Source organism: Pseudoalteromonas sp. Z1A6 (assembly GCF_011378745.1).
GTDB lineage: Bacteria > Pseudomonadota > Gammaproteobacteria > Enterobacterales > Alteromonadaceae > Pseudoalteromonas > Pseudoalteromonas arctica.
This window is the reverse complement of record NZ_WTKW01000048.1, coordinates 1-17017: the sequence shown is the minus strand read 5'-3', so window position 1 is coordinate 17017 and position 17017 is coordinate 1. Positions and strand designations below refer to the sequence as shown.

Here is a 17017-nt window from a genome sequence, read left to right as displayed (position 1 = left end):
GAAGAACCAACAAGTGTGGCTATTATTAAAAATATGATGGCTATAGTTATAAAAATGCTTTTTTTCAACATGAAAATTATGATATTTCAGAGTATTAAGATGCTGTGTATTATCGCTGATGAAAGTACATAACAAAAGAATTTTATAAATTTAGGCAATACTCTTGGATTATTTAACGTTAAATTCGGTTAAATAAATAAAATGTGATGCCTACCTAGTTGGTTCAAAAATTGCTCTGTACTAGTGAGCTTTTTAAAATAGATTGTTTATATACTAACCGCACTTTTTAGGTGCAGAAAAAATGAATTGTTGCACTGTAATAATGCGTAAATAAAGTTTTGGTTAACTTATAACGTGTTTAATGATTTTGAATGGAATCCACATCGCCTTTTTGTTTAGTTGTATGGCCTGTGGCAAAGATTAAGTACCCTTTTTGGTTTAGTTGGAGCCTGCTATGTTGAATAAACGTTTTTTTAAAACAAAAGATGAAGCTGAAGTAACCTTTGAGTTTTCTCATCCTGAGGCAGAAGAAGTTTGCTTATTAGGTGAATTTAATGATTGGCAACCCGTGCCAATGAAGCTTAATAAAAAACAAGGTGTGTTTAAATTTAAACAACGACTCCCTATTGATCAGCAATTTCACTTTCGTTATCTAATTAATGGCGATATTTGGGACAACGACCACCAAGCTGATGGTTACATTGGCAATACATTTGGTACAGAAAACAGCATAGTAAATACTCAACGCATTAATTAAGGCGATTCAATGGATGCTCTTTCGCAGTTGTTTTACCTGCATGGTATTGGCTTTGAATTCACTAAGTATACAGGTGAACAGGTGTTCTTTAGCGAAGACACGCGTAAACGTGCTTTGCAATGTTGTGGTGTTGATACAAATAACGAAGCGCAAGTAGCTCAACTAACTTATGATTTAGATGCATCGCTTTGGCTGGATTTAGTACCCAGTGTGAGTTTGGTTGACCAAAAAAAATGCGCTTTAAAACTTCGTATAGACGAACGCCAGCAAAATTTAGCCGCTAACATTAATATCCCTTCTCTTGGGATTAATATAGCATTTGATAACCTTTATAATTTGGCGGTTTCAGGTGAGTATTACTTACATGGCGTTCGCTACATTGAGCTGGTACTGCCTATTGAAACTATGCCAATCGGCTATCATGACGCTAATGTTCAGGTAGGTGAGCAGCAGGCTATTACACAAATTTGGTGTGTGCCTGAGCAAGTTTATCAAGTTGAAGATGCAAAGCGCACTGGATTATCTATTCAGCTTTATACGTTAAAAAATAAAGCGAATTTAGGTGTCGGTGACTTCGACGATTTACTAACGCTTACAAAATTATGTAGCTCGCAAAATATGGATTACATATTACTTAATCCATTGCATTTGTTATTTGCAGATATGCCAGAGCGCGCAAGCCCTTATAGTCCTAATAGTCGCGCTTTATTAAACCCTCTTTATATTTCTATAGTATTAAGCGAAGACGCACCAAATAACGAAAAGCTTAATACTCTAATGCAGCAAGACGACGTCACTGCGCTTATTAAAAGTAATGATCAGTTTATAGATTATGAAAATGTAAGCCGTATAAAGTATGCATTATTTGAAGCGCTTTATAACCAGTTTGAATTAACAGCAAGTGATGAGCGTCGCCATGCTTTTACAGATTTTTGTAATACACATTCTACTACGCTAAACACCCTCGAATCAGATAACGTAACGTTTGATTATTACCTGCAATGGCAAGCACATATTCAATTGGCACTGTGCCAAAAAAGTTGCGTAGAGCGAGGTATGGCTATCGGGTTAATAAACGACTTAGCCGTTGGCTGTGCGGGTGATGGAGCCGAATTTAAAAATCAAAAAACACTGTTTAGCCAAGGTGCAAGTGTAGGTGCTCCACCAGATCCATGGGCCGAAGCTGGCCAAAACTGGGGGCTTCCGGCACTAAATCCTCAAAGCTTAAGCAATAACCACTACCAGTTTTATCGCTCACTTATTCGCGCAAACATGCAAAGTGTAGGCGGACTTAGAATTGACCACGTTATGGCGATTAGACGCCTATGGTGGTGCTTTGAAAACAATGGCGAACAAGATGGCTGTTATGTTTACTACCCGTTTGAGTACTTACTCGCGGTTTTAAAAATTGAATCGCATATTAATCAGAGTATCGTAATTGGGGAAGATCTAGGCGTTGTACCGCCAGAGGTAAGGCAGGCTTTGGCATCTAGCGGTATCTTTTCTAACAGCTTATTTTATTTTGAAAAACAACACAGTGGTGAATTTTTATCGGTAAATGAGCTAGCAACACATTGCTTGTTAATGATAGCCAATCATGATGTACCGCCATTTACAGGTTGGTGGCAGCATGCTGATTTAAATATTAAGCAACAATACAAGCTTATTACTGATGATGAATACGCGCAATTAAAGCAACAACGAATAGAAGAGCAACATAGGATACTACGATTTATTAATCGCCATACCAATACAACCGAGCTTTTATTACATAGTCATTCAGTCGAAGTATATAACGCACTCGCATTATGTTTAGCGGGTTCTCAATCGCGTTTATTTGCAATACAAATAGATGATTTAGATGAGCAACAGTATCCGGTAAATATCCCTGGGACAGATAAAGAGTATCCTAATTGGCGACGTGTATTAACGCATACCAGTGAAGAAATTTTTACCAAAAATGCCTCACTTTTAGTTGCTATCGATTCAATAAGGAAAGGTTAAATGAGCAGTACAATTAACAAAAAATCGTCAGTACAGGACAGCTCAGAACTTGCTAATTCAGTACAAGACAGCTCAGTACATGAAAATAGTTACGATGCACAAGTAAATGCATTAAGTACAGGGCGTTTTAAAGACCCATTTAGCTTTTTAGGGGCACATGAAACAAGCGCAGGTATTGAGATTCGCTTTTTCTTACCAACTGCATTAAACGTAAGCGTTACATTAAATAATAAAAATATTGAAGCACAGCGCTATCAACAAAGTGACTTATTTATAGTCAAAGTTGATGCGCTGCCCACTGCGCCTTATCAATGCATTGCTCAGTACACAAATAGCAGCGTTACCTTTTATGATGAATACAGCTTTGAAAGCACTCTTGATGCACAGGCAATGTATTTATTTAATGAAGGCAGCCTCGAACATGCTTACTCTCATTTTGGTGCACATTTTAGTACTCAACAAAACGTAGAAGGTGTGCGCTTTTGTGTATGGGCACCCAATGCGGCAAGTGTCTCTATTATTGGTGAGTTTAATTTTTGGCAAGCTAATCGCCACTTTATGCGTTTTCATCCGGCAAGTGGTGTATGGGAGTTATTTGTACCGGGTCTTAAAGCCGACATGTGCTACAAATTTGCAATTACCGCCCAAAGTGGAGAAGTACTCGAAAAAGCCGACCCCTATGCATTTAAAATGCAACAAGCACCGGGTACTGCAAGTGTACTGCAGTATAAACCAGAACCTATAACACTTGGCGAGCAGGCACTTCAAAACAGACAAAAGCGTAATCATATTGATGCGCCAATTAGTATTTATGAAGTGCATTTAGGCTCATGGCAACGCGCTGAAAACAACCGCTATTTAAGTTACACAGAGCTTGCTGACAAACTCGTTAGCTACGCCCTTGAAATGAATTTTACCCACCTTCAACTTATGCCAATAAGTGAATACCCGTTTGATGGTTCGTGGGGGTATCAGCCTGTTGGTTTATTTGCACCTACCAGTCGTTTTGGCGATTACAACAGCTTTAAATACTTTGTAGAGCAATGCCACAAAGCTAATTTAGGTATTTTACTTGATTGGGTGCCTGGGCATTTCCCCAGCGATCCGCATGGCTTACATCGATTCGATGGCACTCATTTATATGAGCATGCCGATAAGCGCCAAGGTTTTCATCCTGATTGGAATACCTACATTTATAACTACGACCGCCCTGAAGTTAAAAGCTTTTTGATTTCAAATGCTATGTATTGGTTACATCAATTTGGTTTAGATGGTCTGCGTGTAGATGCCGTAGCCTCTATGTTGTATTTAGATTACAGCCGAAAAGAAGGCGAGTGGATTGCTAATTGTTATGGCGGGCGCGAAAACTTAGGTGCAATTGAGTGCCTAAAGCAAGTCAATATGCGCAGCTATAAAAACAACCCAGGCATTATGATGGTGGCTGAGGAGTCAACAGCGTGGCCGGGTGTCACCCAAAGTGTTGAGCACAACGGCTTAGGCTTTGGCTATAAGTGGAATATGGGTTGGATGAACGATAGTTTGCATTACATGCAGCACGACCCTTTATACCGTCAGCATCATCATCACGAAATGACTTTTTCGATGGTATACGCTTTTAGTGAAAACTATATATTGCCATTAAGCCACGATGAAGTAGTCCACGGTAAAGGATCGTTAATTGAAAAAATGCCAGGCGATGATTGGCAGAAATTTGCTAATTTACGCGCTTACTACGCATTTATGTGGGCACATCCGGGTAAAAAACTCTTGTTTATGGGCGGTGAAATTGCACAGCGAAAAGAGTGGGGACACGATCATTCTATCGATTGGCATTTACTTGAGCACCAAAGCCATAACGGTATAAAGCACACCGTAAAAGCGCTCAATACCGTTTATAAAAACCAACCCGCATTGTATGAGTTAGATTCGAGCGCGGCTGGTTTTACCTGGATAGATAACAATAATAATCAGCAGAGCATTTTAAGCTTTGTTCGCTATGCTAAAAACGCAAAAGACTTTGTGGTTGTTATTGCTAATTTTACCCCCGCGTCATATGAAAACTACGTTATTGGCGTACCGAGTAAAGGGCGTTATAAAGTTGTTTTAAATACAGACGATACTCAGTTTTTTGGCTCTGGCGTTGAGGTAACTAAAGATTCATCGCAGATAGTTCAGGCAATAAATGAATCAAATCATGGCTTTAAACACAGTATTTCAATTGCCATTGGTGGCTTAACAACTATTTACTTACAAAAGGTTGATGATGAGTAACCAATTTGATGTAGCCCCCGGTAATGTAGAACCGCTAGGTTCTAGTGTTATTAATAATGGGGTTAACTTCGCGCTTTATGCGCCAGGTGCAAGCCAAGCCTATGTGTGTTTGTTTGATAAAAGTGGCCATTCAGAAATCCTAAAAATGGCGATGAATATCAACGAAGGGGGTATTTGGAGTATTCATATTTCGCCATTAAGCGCAGGCGCACTTTATGGTTTTAGAGTGGAGGGTGAATATAACCCTAAAAATGGTCAATTATTTAACGAAAATAAGCTACTTATAGACCCGTACGCAAAAGACTTGTTTGGTGAGTTTACTTGGAGCGAACGCCATTACGGGCAAATGCCAATTGGTACTAAAAGTTGCGTAAATAATGCGATTGATATACCTAAATCAAAAGTAGCGGCTCCGACTTTCTATGCGGATAAAAAGCCAAACCACCGTTGGTCAAACACGGTTATTTACGAGTGTCATGTTAAGGGCACTACGTGTCGTCACCCTAAAATCCCCAAATCTCTTCAAGGAAAGTTTTTAGGGATAAGCCACCCAAGCTTTATTGAGCACTTACAAAGCTTTGGAGTTACAGCAGTTGAGCTTTTACCTGTTCATTCATTTATTAGTGAGCAATTTTTAACAGGGAAAGGGCTGCAAAACTATTGGGGTTATAACACGCTGAACTTTTTTACCCCTCATAAAGACTATTTGGTAAACGACGATATAAACGAGTTTAAGCAAATGGTGCGTGAGCTTCATGCAGCCGACATAGAAGTTATTTTAGATGTTGTTTATAACCATACAGCAGAGGCGGGGGCAGATGGCCCTATATTATCGCTAAGAGGCTTTGATAACTTAGCGTATTACCGCACAGTAGAAGGGCAGCCTGATGTATATATAAACGATACTGGCTGTGGGAATACCATAAATATTGACCACCCTAAAACACTGCAACTGGTACTCGACAGCCTTCGTTATTGGGTTGAAGTAATGGGAGTTGATGGTTTTAGGTTTGATTTAGCGACCATTTTAGGGCGGTCGAAAGCAGGCTTTAGCTCTGCACATACTTTTTTACAAGTGGTAGCTCAAGACCCAGTGCTAAACAAGGTTAAGCTAATAAGCGAGCCGTGGGATATCGGCCCTGGTGGCTATCAGTTGGGTGCATTTCCGCCGCCGTGGCGAGAATGGAACGATCAATACCGCGATGTAATTAGGCGTTTTTGGCAAAGTGAAAAAGGCATTATAGCAAGCGTTGCAAAACGTTTGCATGGATCGTTTGATATTTTTGAGCACAGCCAGCGCGGACCACTCAATAGTATTAACTTTATAACGAGTCATGATGGTTTCACGCTTGCTGATTTAGTGAGTTATGAGGAAAAACATAACGAGGCTAATGGTGAACAAAACAGAGATGGGCACAGTGCAAATCATTCGTTTAACTGCGGAGTTGAAGGCTTTACCAGTGACTCAAAAATAAACGCACTGCGCTTACAACAACAAAAAAACTTTTTACTTACTTTGATACTCTCAAAAGGTGTACCCATGATTGCCGCTGGCAGCGAAATGGCGCACTCGCAAGGGGGTAATAACAATGCTTATTGCCAAAATAATCGTACGAGTTGGCTTGCCTGGAAAGATTCTCAGCTTAATCATTCGCTAACACGATTTATTGATGACGCGTTAAAAATTAGACGCGCACACCGTGCGTTTAAACACAGTGTATTTTTAGATGATATAGACGAGCGTTTTACCGTTAAGTGGTTTACCGAACAAGGTAAAACCATGACCGACGCGAATTGGCATGAAGATACCAGGCAGTTTTTAATGTATAGCTTACTTGATAAGCAAAATAATCATGCATTACTGATGGTATTTAATGCCAGTAAAAAAACAGTTTTTTGCCAAATGCCGCCTTCGCCTATAAATGCACCGTGGCAAATGGTTTTATCAAGTGTAAATAATGCATCTGTGAGTAGTAATGAAGATGCGATGGTTGAAATTACAGCACAAAGCAGCTGGGTTTTTAGTGCCAATTTAGAGGATGTAAGTCATGGTTAAACAAAGTGATCAAGTATGTGTAGTAAAGGGCTGGCAAGAAGGTCCTGTTATAGATGAAAGTACGCTTAAAGATGACTTAACACGGCATTTTTATTATACCCTCGGCCGCGATAAGGTCGGCGAATCAAGACTGTATTTATACCATGCTTTAGCGCTGACTATTCGCGACAGACTTGTTGCCCGCTGCAGAGAAACGAATCAACAAATTAAGCAAGAGAAACGCCGCAAAACGGCTTACCTTTCTCTTGAATTTTTAATGGGACGTGCGCTAGGTAATGCAATACTAAACCTAGATTTAGACGACCAAGTTGCTGCTGCATTACAAGAATACTGCACAACAGTAGAAACGCTTGAAGATGCCGAGCACGACGCAGGTTTAGGTAACGGTGGTTTAGGCCGCCTAGCTGCTTGTTTTTTAGATAGTTGTGCAAGTCTAGCGTTACCTGTCATTGGTTATGGCCTTCGTTACGAATACGGCATGTTTAACCAATCAATCAAAGATGGCAATCAAATTGAGCAACCAGATAATTGGCTACGCGAAGGACACCCGTGGGAGCTAAGCGCACCAGAGCACGCTAAACGTGTGAAATTTGGCGGCTACGTGCAAAGTTACACAGATAAATTTGGCCGAGAGCATCGCCAGTGGATGAGTTCACAAGATGTATTAGCAGTCCCTTACGACGTTCCTGTCCCGGGTTATAAAAACAATATTGTAAATACGTTACGCTTGTGGAAATCAGAAGCGACGGATGAATTTAACTTAACCGAATTTAATGCCGGTAGTTACTCAGAAGCCGTTGCACAAAAAAACCTAGCTGAACAAATTACCATGGTGCTGTATCCAAATGACAGCAGCGAAAATGGTAAGGAGCTTAGGTTGCGCCAACAATACTTTTTATCATCTGCGAGTATTCAAGATGTAGTAGATCAATGGGTTTCTCAACATGGCGAGAGTTTTAGTGACTTTGCTGATTTTCATGTTTTTCAGTTAAACGACACGCACCCAAGTATTGCCGTTGCAGAGCTGATGCGCATTTTAATTGATGATTACGAACTTGACTGGAACGATGCTTGGCAAATCACTACTAAAACAATGGCCTATACAAACCATACGCTACTTCCTGAAGCGCTTGAAAAGTGGTCAGTTTCGTTATTTTCAAAGCTATTGCCACGTATTTTAGAAATAGTTTACGAGATAAACGCACGCTTTTTAGCACAAGTAGCACAGCAATGGCCGGGTGATGTTGAAAAACAACGTGCCTTATCGTTAATTGAAGAGGGCGACGAGCCGCAAATTCGTATGGCTTATTTAGCCATTGTAGGTAGTTACTCTGTAAATGGCGTAGCAGCACTGCATACCGAACTGTTAAAAGCGGGCTTATTTAAAGAGTTTTACGCGCTTTGGCCAGATAAGTTTAATAACAAAACAAATGGTGTTACCCCAAGACGTTGGCTTGCACATTGTAATCCCGTTTTAAGTAAATTAATCAGCGAAAAAATTGGTCATGACTGGGTTAAAAACTTTTCAACAATTAGCGACCTACGTCGCTTTTACGATGACAAAGCATTTCATGGGCAATGGCAAAATGCTAAACGCGAAAACAAACAGCGTTTAGTTGATTTAGTTAAGGCGCGCTGCGATGTTGATTTTGACGTATCGATGATGTTTGACGTACAAGTAAAACGTATTCACGAATACAAACGTCAGCTATTAAACATACTTCATGTGATTCATTTATATGACCGTATTCGCCGTGGTGATACCCAAGGGCTTGTTCCTCGCTGTGTTTTATTAGGTGGTAAAGCAGCACCGGGTTATTACATGGCTAAAAAAATTATTAAGCTTATTAATAACGTGGCAGAGGTTATAAATAAAGACCCGTTAGCAGCCCCGTATTTACGCGTCGCCTTTTTACCTAATTACAACGTAACCGCTATGGAAGTTATTTGTCCTGCAACCGATTTGTCAGAGCAAGTATCTACCGCAGGCAAAGAAGCGTCTGGTACTGGCAACATGAAGTTTATGATGAATGGTGCATTGACGATCGGCACGCTGGATGGTGCAAACATTGAAATTAGAGACGCCGTTGGTGCAGACAACTTCTTTTTGTTTGGGGCACAAGCTCATCAAATTGATGATATTAAGTCACGTTACAATCCTGAGCATTTAATCGCGCAAAATAGCGATTTAAATAATGTAATGCAACTACTCGAAAGCGGCCATTTTAACTTGTTTGAACCGTGCTTATTTGACGATATAACCAATGCAATTAAAAGCCCGCACGATCCATGGCTTGTAGCTCATGACTTTGAGAGTTACGTAGCTGCTCAAAAAGAAGTAGATAAAGCGTACGCAGATCAAACTTACTGGACACAAATGAGTATTTTAAATACGGCAGCCAGTGGAATGTTTTCAAGTGATAGAACCATAAGCCAATACAGTGAAGACATTTGGCATTTAGAACCCCTCAATATTAGTGAAACAGACTTAACGACAACTAAAAGCCATGCCACTAACAGCCTAGACTAAATGGAGAGAGTATTATGCCCAATTATGCAAATCGCTACATAAGTAGCCTAACCAGAGAAACTTACGCGTTAATACTGGCAGGGGGTCGCGGTTCTCGCCTGCATGAGCTAACCGATTGGCGAGCAAAGCCAGCAGTTTACTTTGGTGGTAAACATCGAATTATTGATTTTCCACTATCAAACTGCATTAACTCGGGTGTGAGACGCGTTGGTATTGCCACACAATATAAATCGCATTCATTAATTCGCCATGTAAACCGCGCGTGGGGCCACTTTAAAAAAGAGCTGGGTGAGTCGGTTGAAATACTACCTGCATCTCAGCGCCAAGGTGATGATTGGTACTGTGGAACCGCAGATGCTGTTTTTCAAAACATAGATATTATTCGTCACGAACTCCCTAAATATGTGATGATTTTGTCTGGAGATCATGTGTATCGCATGGACTATGGCGCTTTATTGGCTGAACATGTGCAAAAGGGCGCAGATATGACAGTGTGTTGTATTGAAGTCCCAGTAGAGGAAGCCGCAGATACGTTTGGTGTAATGACCGTTGATGAAGAAAACAGAGTGTGTCGTTTTGATGAAAAACCAGCAATGCCGAGCTCCGTACCCGGCAAGCCAGGTACATGTTTAGCATCAATGGGGAATTACATTTTTAATACTGAATTTTTGTTTGAGCAACTTAAAAAAGATTCTGAGAATGAAGGCTCTGGCCGAGATTTTGGTCACGATATTATTCCAGCAATTATAGAAGAGCATAATGTATTTGCTTTCCCATTTAGAGATCCAAACCAAGAGGGGCAACCTTATTGGCGCGATGTAGGTACACTAGATTCGTTCTGGGAGGCTAATATGGAATTGGTAATGCCAGAACCACAACTTGATTTATACGACCCAACGTGGCCAATATGGACATATCAAGAGCAACTACCACCTGCTAAGTTTATTTTTGATGACGAAGATAGGCGCGGTATGGCATTAGACTCAACTGTGTCGGGTGGGTGTATTATTTCGGGCTCTGCGGTTAGAAAGTCACTCTTGTTTTCTAATGTCCACGTTCGCTCATTTTGTACCATTGAGCAGTCGGTAATTTTACCCGGTGCGGTTATAAATCGAGGTTGTAAAATTAAGCGTGCGATTATAGATAGGAGCTGTGAAATACCGGCAGGTCTCGAAATCGGTTTTGACAAAAAAACAGATGAAGAAAATGGCTTTAGAGTATCTAAGAAAGGCATCGTTCTTGTTACTCGTGATATGCTCACTGAGCTTGCAAAAAAGTTAGAGCGCCAAGCGCGTGAGAATAAAAAGCTAGCGTAAAATACGTTAAATATTAAGCACGACAACAAAGCTTGCTCATTCATGAGCAAGCCCACACAGGTCTAAAGGAAGTAGTAAATTAATGCATGTATTAATGGTTGCAGCAGAAAATGACGCGTTACCAGGCGCAAAAGTAGGCGGTGTGGCAGATGTAGTACGCGATGCCCCAAGGGCGCTCGCAAAGCAAGGTATAACGGTTGACGTTGTTATTCCTGACTACGGGTTTGAGCCGCTTGAGCGTATTTATATAGGTGAAGTAACCGTTGCATTTAATGCTCAACCGCATGTATTAACAGTTTTTGAAGTACAACAAGCCCAAAATAATGTAAGCCAAATTGTTATTAGCCACCCGCTATTTAGTGAATTAGGTAGTGTATATTGTAACGATGCACCGAGGAGGCCTTTTGCAACTGATGCGACAAAATTTGCTTTATTTAATGCAGCTGTCTGCGAAGCATTATTACAAGGTGTATTAAAGCGCCCTACAGCGCTACATTTACATGATTGGCACAGCGCCTGCGTTGCAGTTTTACTTAAGTTTGAGCCACGTTATAGCTCACTTAATACCTTACCGATTGCCTACACAGTGCATAATATTGCACTGCAAGGTATAAGACCTTTTAAACACGACGACTCAAGCTTAGAGGCATGGTTTCCGTCACTTAGTTATAATGGCCAGCAACTATGCGACCCGCGTTACCCTCATTGCTTTAATCCTATGCGCAGTGCAATAAATCTTTGCGATAAAATACATGTTGTATCACCAACCTACAGCCAAGAGGTTCTTGAACCTAGTAATTACGAGCATGGTTTTTTTGGTGGCGAAGGGCTTGAGCAAGATCTGCAAAATGCAGCAAGCCAAGGTAAGCTTGTCGGTATTTTAAATGGCTGCGAATATCCAAGCAATGCACTTGAAGGAGCAACTCTCGCTGATTTTTATAGCCAAGCAGAGAACACTTTATTTACTTGGATGGCTAATAGCGAGCAGTTACAAAGCGGCTATTATATTGCTCATCAACGACTACAACAATTTAAAGCAACGGTTAATAATGGCCCATTAGTCACAAGCGTTGGCCGACTTACAGAGCAAAAAGTGTTGTTATTGTGCCAGCAGGTTAATGAGGCTTTAGCTATTGATAAAGTGTGCCAAGTCATTAATGAACATAACGGCAGACTTATTATTCTCGGCTCGGGTGACAAAGAGCTCGAAAGCATATTTACCAAAGCAATGGCGCGTAATTCTAATCTTTTATTTTTGAAGGGTTATGGTCAAGGTGTTGGCGATTTAATGTATCAATTAGGTGACTTATTTTTAATGCCAAGCTCATTTGAACCTTGCGGTATTAGCCAAATGCTAGCAATGCGTGCGGGGCAACCGTGTTTAGTTCACAGTGTTGGCGGACTAAAAGATACAGTTAAACACCACGAAAATGGTTTTAGCTTTAATGGAGATACGTTAGCAACGCAAACGAGTAATTTAATTAGCTGTTTAGACGAAACTCTCTTAATTAAAAAGCAAAATCCTAAAAAGTGGCATAAAATTAAGCACAGCGCAGAGCAAATGCGTTTTTCGTGGCCACAAGTGGCAACTGATTATATAACAACCTTATACCGGTAAATCGTTGCTGTACTTTAAAGTTTAGTGACAAATGTACCTGCTTAGGGTTTAATTACTTAGTATTATATAAAAACTAAGAAGTAGGTAATGTGTCTGTATTTGTTGCAAGGCAAGCAATATTCAATCGAAGTAAAAAAGTAGTAGCCTATGAGCTACTTTTTCGTGATAGTCCAAAAAATTATTTTCCAGATATTGCAGAAGGCCAAGCAACAGCAAGGCTTATTATGGAAAATCAATTAAATTTAGGTACACGCCATATTACATCAGGCAAAAAAGCGCTTATTAATATAGGACCAGAATCATTAAAACTCGATTTATGTGCTTTCCTACCATGCCAAGACGTTGTGATTGAGTTACTCGAAACCATAGAACCCACCGACGATAACTATGAACTATGCCGAGGTTTATTTCATAGTAACTACAAACTCGCACTCGATGACTTTGTATATAAACCACAGTGGGATCGTTTTTTAAAGCTTGTGAAGCTCATTAAATTTGATATTGCAATTACACCTCTTAGCGAAATACAGCCCATAATTAATAAGTTACAAGCGCATAAACAAATAAAAATACTAGCGGAAAAAATAGAAACCCAAGACGATTACAAGCTCGCCTTTGATATGGGATTTGATTATTTTCAAGGCTATTTTTTTGCAAAACCCACCATGATCAAACAAAATGACATTGACTATAACTATGGTTTAGTCGTCGCTATTTACGCCGAAATAATGAAAACAAGTCCAGATATAAAAGCTATATCGGGTCTGTTTGAGCTTGATGCTGCACTTGCATATAAATTGCTGCGTTTAATAAACAGCGGTGTGTTTCCTATACAAAGCCAAATATCGTCACTCAAGCAAGCGCTTGTGTATTTAGGGCATGAACGCCTTAAAAAGTTTGTGAGCCTTATTGTTACTGCTCATACCGCAGGTAAAAAACCGGCAGAGCTAATGCAAGTGTGTGTTGTACGCGCACGTTTTTGTGAGTTATTAGCAAAAAAGGTTAATAAGAGCCAGCCAGGCGAAGCATTTTTAACCGGATTATTTTCACTGCTCGATGCAATCCTTGATCAACCCATGAGCTTACTTGTTGAAAAGCTCCCTTTTCCTGATGAAATAAAAACGGCATTATTAGGGGATAAAAACACACTGTATTATATTTTAAATGTTGTTAAAGCATACGAAACAGGAAGCTGGTGGGCACTTGAGCAAGCGGTACTTTTGCTAAATATAGATAGTGCTATACTACCTCCACTTTACCAGCAGTCAGTCGATTGGGCTGACAGTTATAAGAATAATATTTAACGGATAATAGCTTTAATGCGCAATTATAATATGGACTTTATTCGCGGCGTTGCCGTGCTTGGCCTAGTTTACATGAATGCTTACGCCTTCGGCCTTTTTGAATACGGGTATACCTCTTTAACTAATCCTCCTGTTAGCGACTCAATTATTCACACCTTTAGCAGCGTGTTTGTAGATGGGCGTTTTAGAACGCTGTTTAGTTTGCTTTTTGGCGCCGGGCTTTACATTCAATGGCAACGTTATAAGTCTGAGGTGCAATTAAAAAGTAGGCTTTATTGGTTAATACTCTTTGGTTTAGCGCACGGGTTTTTACTTTGGGCAGGTGATATTTTATTTGTTTACGGTGTATCTGGCTGGTTTGTTATTAAATATTTAGAGAGTGATAGCAACGTACTTTTAAAAAGAGGACTTGAGTTTATTTTGTTATCGGGTGTAGCTACCGTGCTTGTTATATCTAGCGTACCCGATGAAGTGATTTACCGCGATTCAGCACAGTTTATAGATTTATATAACCCACACTATATTGATTACTTTATTAGTAACCTCGCCATGAACACATTGATGCTTGTTATGGTGCCAATAATGATAATGTGGATGTGCGTGGGTCTTATGCTCATTGGTATTTATTTATATAAACAAGACGTTTTTAGTAAAGGCTTAACGACTCAGCAATTAATAATTTGCGTTGCAATGACCATTATTTTTTGTGGTGTTAGGCTTTATGCATCACAGCTTAGTGGCAGCTTAGGGTATGGAGTGCAAGAATTTGTAAATATGTTTGCGGCGCTAGGTATGGCTACGCTTTATATTCATTTAATTGTTAAATTTTGCAATAACAAGGCACACGTCGGCACGCTTATTCAACAAGCAGGGCGCTTAGCATTTACTTTATATATTAGCCAAACACTCATGCAATTATTGTTATATAAAGTGCTATTTACGCACTGGGTACTCAGTTTTGATCGTATTGATTACTGGTTAGTAGCAACGGGTTTAGTTGTGCTGCAGCTCATATTTACCTTTATATACAGCCGCTATTTTAATCAAGGTCCGCTTGAATATGTATGGCGTAAATTAACGAAAGCAAAAATTAGTGCTTAAACGTCTATAAATAGTAAATTAGGGGCGAAAAAATAGTGTGGGTGGTTTACACTACTCGCCTTAAAAATTACTACGCTATAAGTGCCATGACCGAATTAAAACGTTTAAATAAATTTATTAGTGAAACAGGATTTTGTTCACGCCGCGAAGCCGATAAATATATTGAGCAAGGTCGTGTCAGCGTTAATGGCTACTTACCAGAAATGGGCGTAAAAGTAGCCGCTACCGATGTTGTATTAATTGATGGTAAACCGCTTAAAGCGACGCCGAAGCGCGTTTATATTGCTTACAATAAACCCGTTGGTATAACGTGTACTACCGAAAGTAAAATTCAAAGTAATATTATACGAGCGGTAAATTATCCAACGCGTATATTCCCAATAGGGCGCTTAGATAGACCGTCTGAAGGGCTTATATTTTTAACTAACGAAGGCGACATCGTTAATAAGATTTTGCGTGCGGGTAATAATCACGAAAAAGAATACGTTGTTACGGTAGATAAACCGCTTAATCGTCAGTTTGTTACAAAAATGGCGAATGGCGTGCCTATTTTAGATACTGTCACTAAAGAATGTAAAGTAACGCAAAGTGGCCCTAAAGAATTTAAAATAGTACTTACTCAAGGTTTAAACCGTCAAATACGCCGTATGTGTGAGTATTTAGGCTACGAAGTTGTAACGCTAAAACGTACGCGCATAATGAACGTGACACTTAAAGGTTTAAAAGTAGGGCAGTGGCGTCACTTGTCAGATATTGAAATGGCGCAAATAAACGATTCGATTTCTGATTCTGGTAAAACCCAAGAGCACTCGCTTGATACTAATAAGCAATCAGAAAATAATGCACCTTTAGCACCTAAAAAACGTGATTTTCAGGGCGAAAACCCACGACGGTTTAATAATGGTGATCGAAATAATGAGCGTAGTACTGAGCGAAATACAAATCGTAACTCTGAGCGCAGCAACGCTAACGGAGAGCGCAAAAATGAGCGCAGTAATACTCCTTACCAAAAGCGTTCTACAACGTATGTGGGTAAGCCAAAAAGCATTAAAGAGAACAAGTCGTCTAATGCTAAATCAGACTCAAAACCAAGCTCGGACCGTATTCTCAGTCTAAAAAAATAATGTGCAGCTAAGTGGTATTCTACTACCACTGTATTTCTTGTACTATATTACCAAGTGGGCTTTTAACGCCCACTAAGTTTACGTTGTTATTTTGCAAACCCACCAATCTACCTTTATCTAAATACCATCTAAAAGTGTGCTTTTTATAGCTTTTTAAATCCAGTACAGTCAGTTTTGCGCAACTGTATTCATAATCAGTTGGACAAGTACCTACTTCGAGTAACTGATATTCTTGCTGCCATATATTATCGCCGTATTTATTAGCCAGTAACTTTACTGAAATACATACTGACGTCCACAACCATAAGTAAATTAAAATAAGTAAACCGATTGGTATAAATACTGAGCGGAATTTCCCGTGTTCAACAATATAATCTTTAACCGTATGTTTAAATTCAAAGTTATTATTGTATTTTTTATATAGGTGCCTAAATAAAGCAACTGATAACACGATTGTCATTATTGGAAGTAACGTAAATGTTAAAGTGTTATATATACCGTTGGGAATAAAAGCGGGATCGGCTTGTTCATCCCATGCAAGTAAAACCAGTGGGGGAGCCGTTGTTAAAAATAACAGGGCGCTATTGAATAGTTGTTTAAAGGTCACCGGTTATCCGCTCATAAAGTATTGCTTTGTATAAAGCCTCAATTAGCGCTTAATGTTTAACTCTTAAATGCTAAAGCCAATATAAAATAAGAGTATACCTAAATAAATCGCAATCGCCGATAATGAGTTTTTAGAGCGCAGGCGTTTAATTAAGTCTCTTGTGCCATCAATCATGCCGGAAACTACCAGCAATAAGCCCCCTGTAAATCGATAGTTGTTTAAGTTTACGTTACCATTTTCGTCGGTTATAAAACGTAAATAGCCAAAAAGTATAAAAATACTGCCTACTATAAGTATTATTAACTTAAATTTTTCCAATGCTATACCTT

The 17017-nt window shown here is 39.6% G+C and carries 12 protein-coding genes; 10 read left to right on the top strand and 2 right to left on the bottom strand.

Going from position 1 to position 17017, the window contains the following annotated elements; genetic code table 11:
• The first annotated feature begins 454 nt into the window (after positions 1-454).
• From GQR46_RS05130 to rluF, 10 genes are all read left to right on the top strand, one after another.
• Positions 455-757: an isoamylase early set domain-containing protein gene (locus GQR46_RS05130; protein ID WP_007580752.1), complete on the top strand. Its 303-nt coding sequence runs from the start codon at positions 455-457 to the stop codon at positions 755-757.
• Positions 758-766: 9 nt separating this feature from the next.
• A complete protein-coding gene (gene malQ, locus GQR46_RS05125) occupies positions 767-2761 on the top strand; it encodes a 4-alpha-glucanotransferase (protein WP_165740243.1) in 1995 nt (664 codons plus the stop codon).
• Positions 2762-5032, top strand: coding sequence for a 1,4-alpha-glucan branching protein GlgB (glgB, locus tag GQR46_RS05120; RefSeq protein WP_206009468.1), 2271 nt, complete (start codon positions 2762-2764; stop codon positions 5030-5032).
• Positions 5025-7088, top strand: a complete 2064-nt coding sequence (gene glgX / locus GQR46_RS05115) for a glycogen debranching protein GlgX (RefSeq protein ID WP_165740241.1) — start codon at positions 5025-5027, stop codon at positions 7086-7088. Before glgB ends, glgX begins: the two co-directional genes overlap by 8 nt.
• Complete coding sequence (locus tag GQR46_RS05110; protein WP_165740240.1) at positions 7081-9618, top strand: glycogen/starch/alpha-glucan phosphorylase; 2538 nt, start codon at positions 7081-7083, stop codon at positions 9616-9618. Before glgX ends, GQR46_RS05110 begins: the two co-directional genes overlap by 8 nt.
• Positions 9619-9632: 14 nt before the next feature.
• Complete coding sequence (glgC, locus tag GQR46_RS05105) at positions 9633-10934, top strand: glucose-1-phosphate adenylyltransferase (RefSeq protein ID WP_002958601.1); 1302 nt, start codon at positions 9633-9635, stop codon at positions 10932-10934.
• Positions 10935-11016: 82 nt separating this feature from the next.
• A complete protein-coding gene (locus tag GQR46_RS05100) occupies positions 11017-12552 on the top strand; it encodes a glycogen/starch synthase (RefSeq protein ID WP_165740238.1) in 1536 nt (511 codons plus the stop codon).
• Between the two features lie 89 nt (positions 12553-12641).
• The gene (locus GQR46_RS05095; RefSeq protein ID WP_165728031.1) at positions 12642-13856 is read left to right on the top strand and encodes an HDOD domain-containing protein; all 1215 of its coding nucleotides are present in this window, start codon (positions 12642-12644) and stop codon (positions 13854-13856) included.
• Positions 13857-13886: 30 nt separating this feature from the next.
• The gene (locus GQR46_RS05090; RefSeq protein WP_165740245.1) at positions 13887-14957 is read left to right on the top strand and encodes a DUF418 domain-containing protein; all 1071 of its coding nucleotides are present in this window, start codon (positions 13887-13889) and stop codon (positions 14955-14957) included.
• Positions 14958-15043: 86 nt separating this feature from the next.
• On the top strand, positions 15044-16081 hold the full coding sequence (rluF, locus tag GQR46_RS05085) for a 23S rRNA pseudouridine(2604) synthase RluF (RefSeq protein ID WP_165740236.1): 1038 nt from the start codon (positions 15044-15046) through the stop codon (positions 16079-16081).
• Between the two features lie 22 nt (positions 16082-16103).
• Here rluF and GQR46_RS05080 read toward each other — a convergent pair whose 3' ends face one another.
• Positions 16104-16688 (bottom strand): hypothetical protein, encoded by a 585-nt coding sequence (locus GQR46_RS05080; protein WP_165740234.1) that lies wholly within the window; start codon positions 16686-16688, stop codon positions 16104-16106.
• Between the two features lie 63 nt (positions 16689-16751).
• On the bottom strand, positions 16752-17017 hold a 266-nt coding region (locus GQR46_RS05075; RefSeq protein ID WP_240922886.1), incomplete at its 5' end, for a hypothetical protein.

What these genes read in the sequence shown, in the direction of transcription:
- GQR46_RS05130 (WP_007580752.1), top strand. Translation starts at nt 455, where the DNA reads ATGTTGAATAAACGTTTTTTTAAAACAAAAGATGAAGCTGAAGTAACC.
- GQR46_RS05100 (WP_165740238.1), top strand. Translation starts at nt 11,017, where the DNA reads ATGCATGTATTAATGGTTGCAGCAGAAAATGACGCGTTACCAGGCGCA.
- glgB (WP_206009468.1), top strand. Translation starts at nt 2,762, where the DNA reads ATGAGCAGTACAATTAACAAAAAATCGTCAGTACAGGACAGCTCAGAA.
- rluF (WP_165740236.1), top strand. Translation starts at nt 15,044, where the DNA reads ATGACCGAATTAAAACGTTTAAATAAATTTATTAGTGAAACAGGATTT.
- malQ (WP_165740243.1), top strand. Translation starts at nt 767, where the DNA reads ATGGATGCTCTTTCGCAGTTGTTTTACCTGCATGGTATTGGCTTTGAA.
- glgX (WP_165740241.1), top strand. Translation starts at nt 5,025, where the DNA reads ATGAGTAACCAATTTGATGTAGCCCCCGGTAATGTAGAACCGCTAGGT.
- glgC (WP_002958601.1), top strand. Translation starts at nt 9,633, where the DNA reads ATGCCCAATTATGCAAATCGCTACATAAGTAGCCTAACCAGAGAAACT.
- GQR46_RS05110 (WP_165740240.1), top strand. Translation starts at nt 7,081, where the DNA reads ATGGTTAAACAAAGTGATCAAGTATGTGTAGTAAAGGGCTGGCAAGAA.
- GQR46_RS05090 (WP_165740245.1), top strand. Translation starts at nt 13,887, where the DNA reads ATGGACTTTATTCGCGGCGTTGCCGTGCTTGGCCTAGTTTACATGAAT.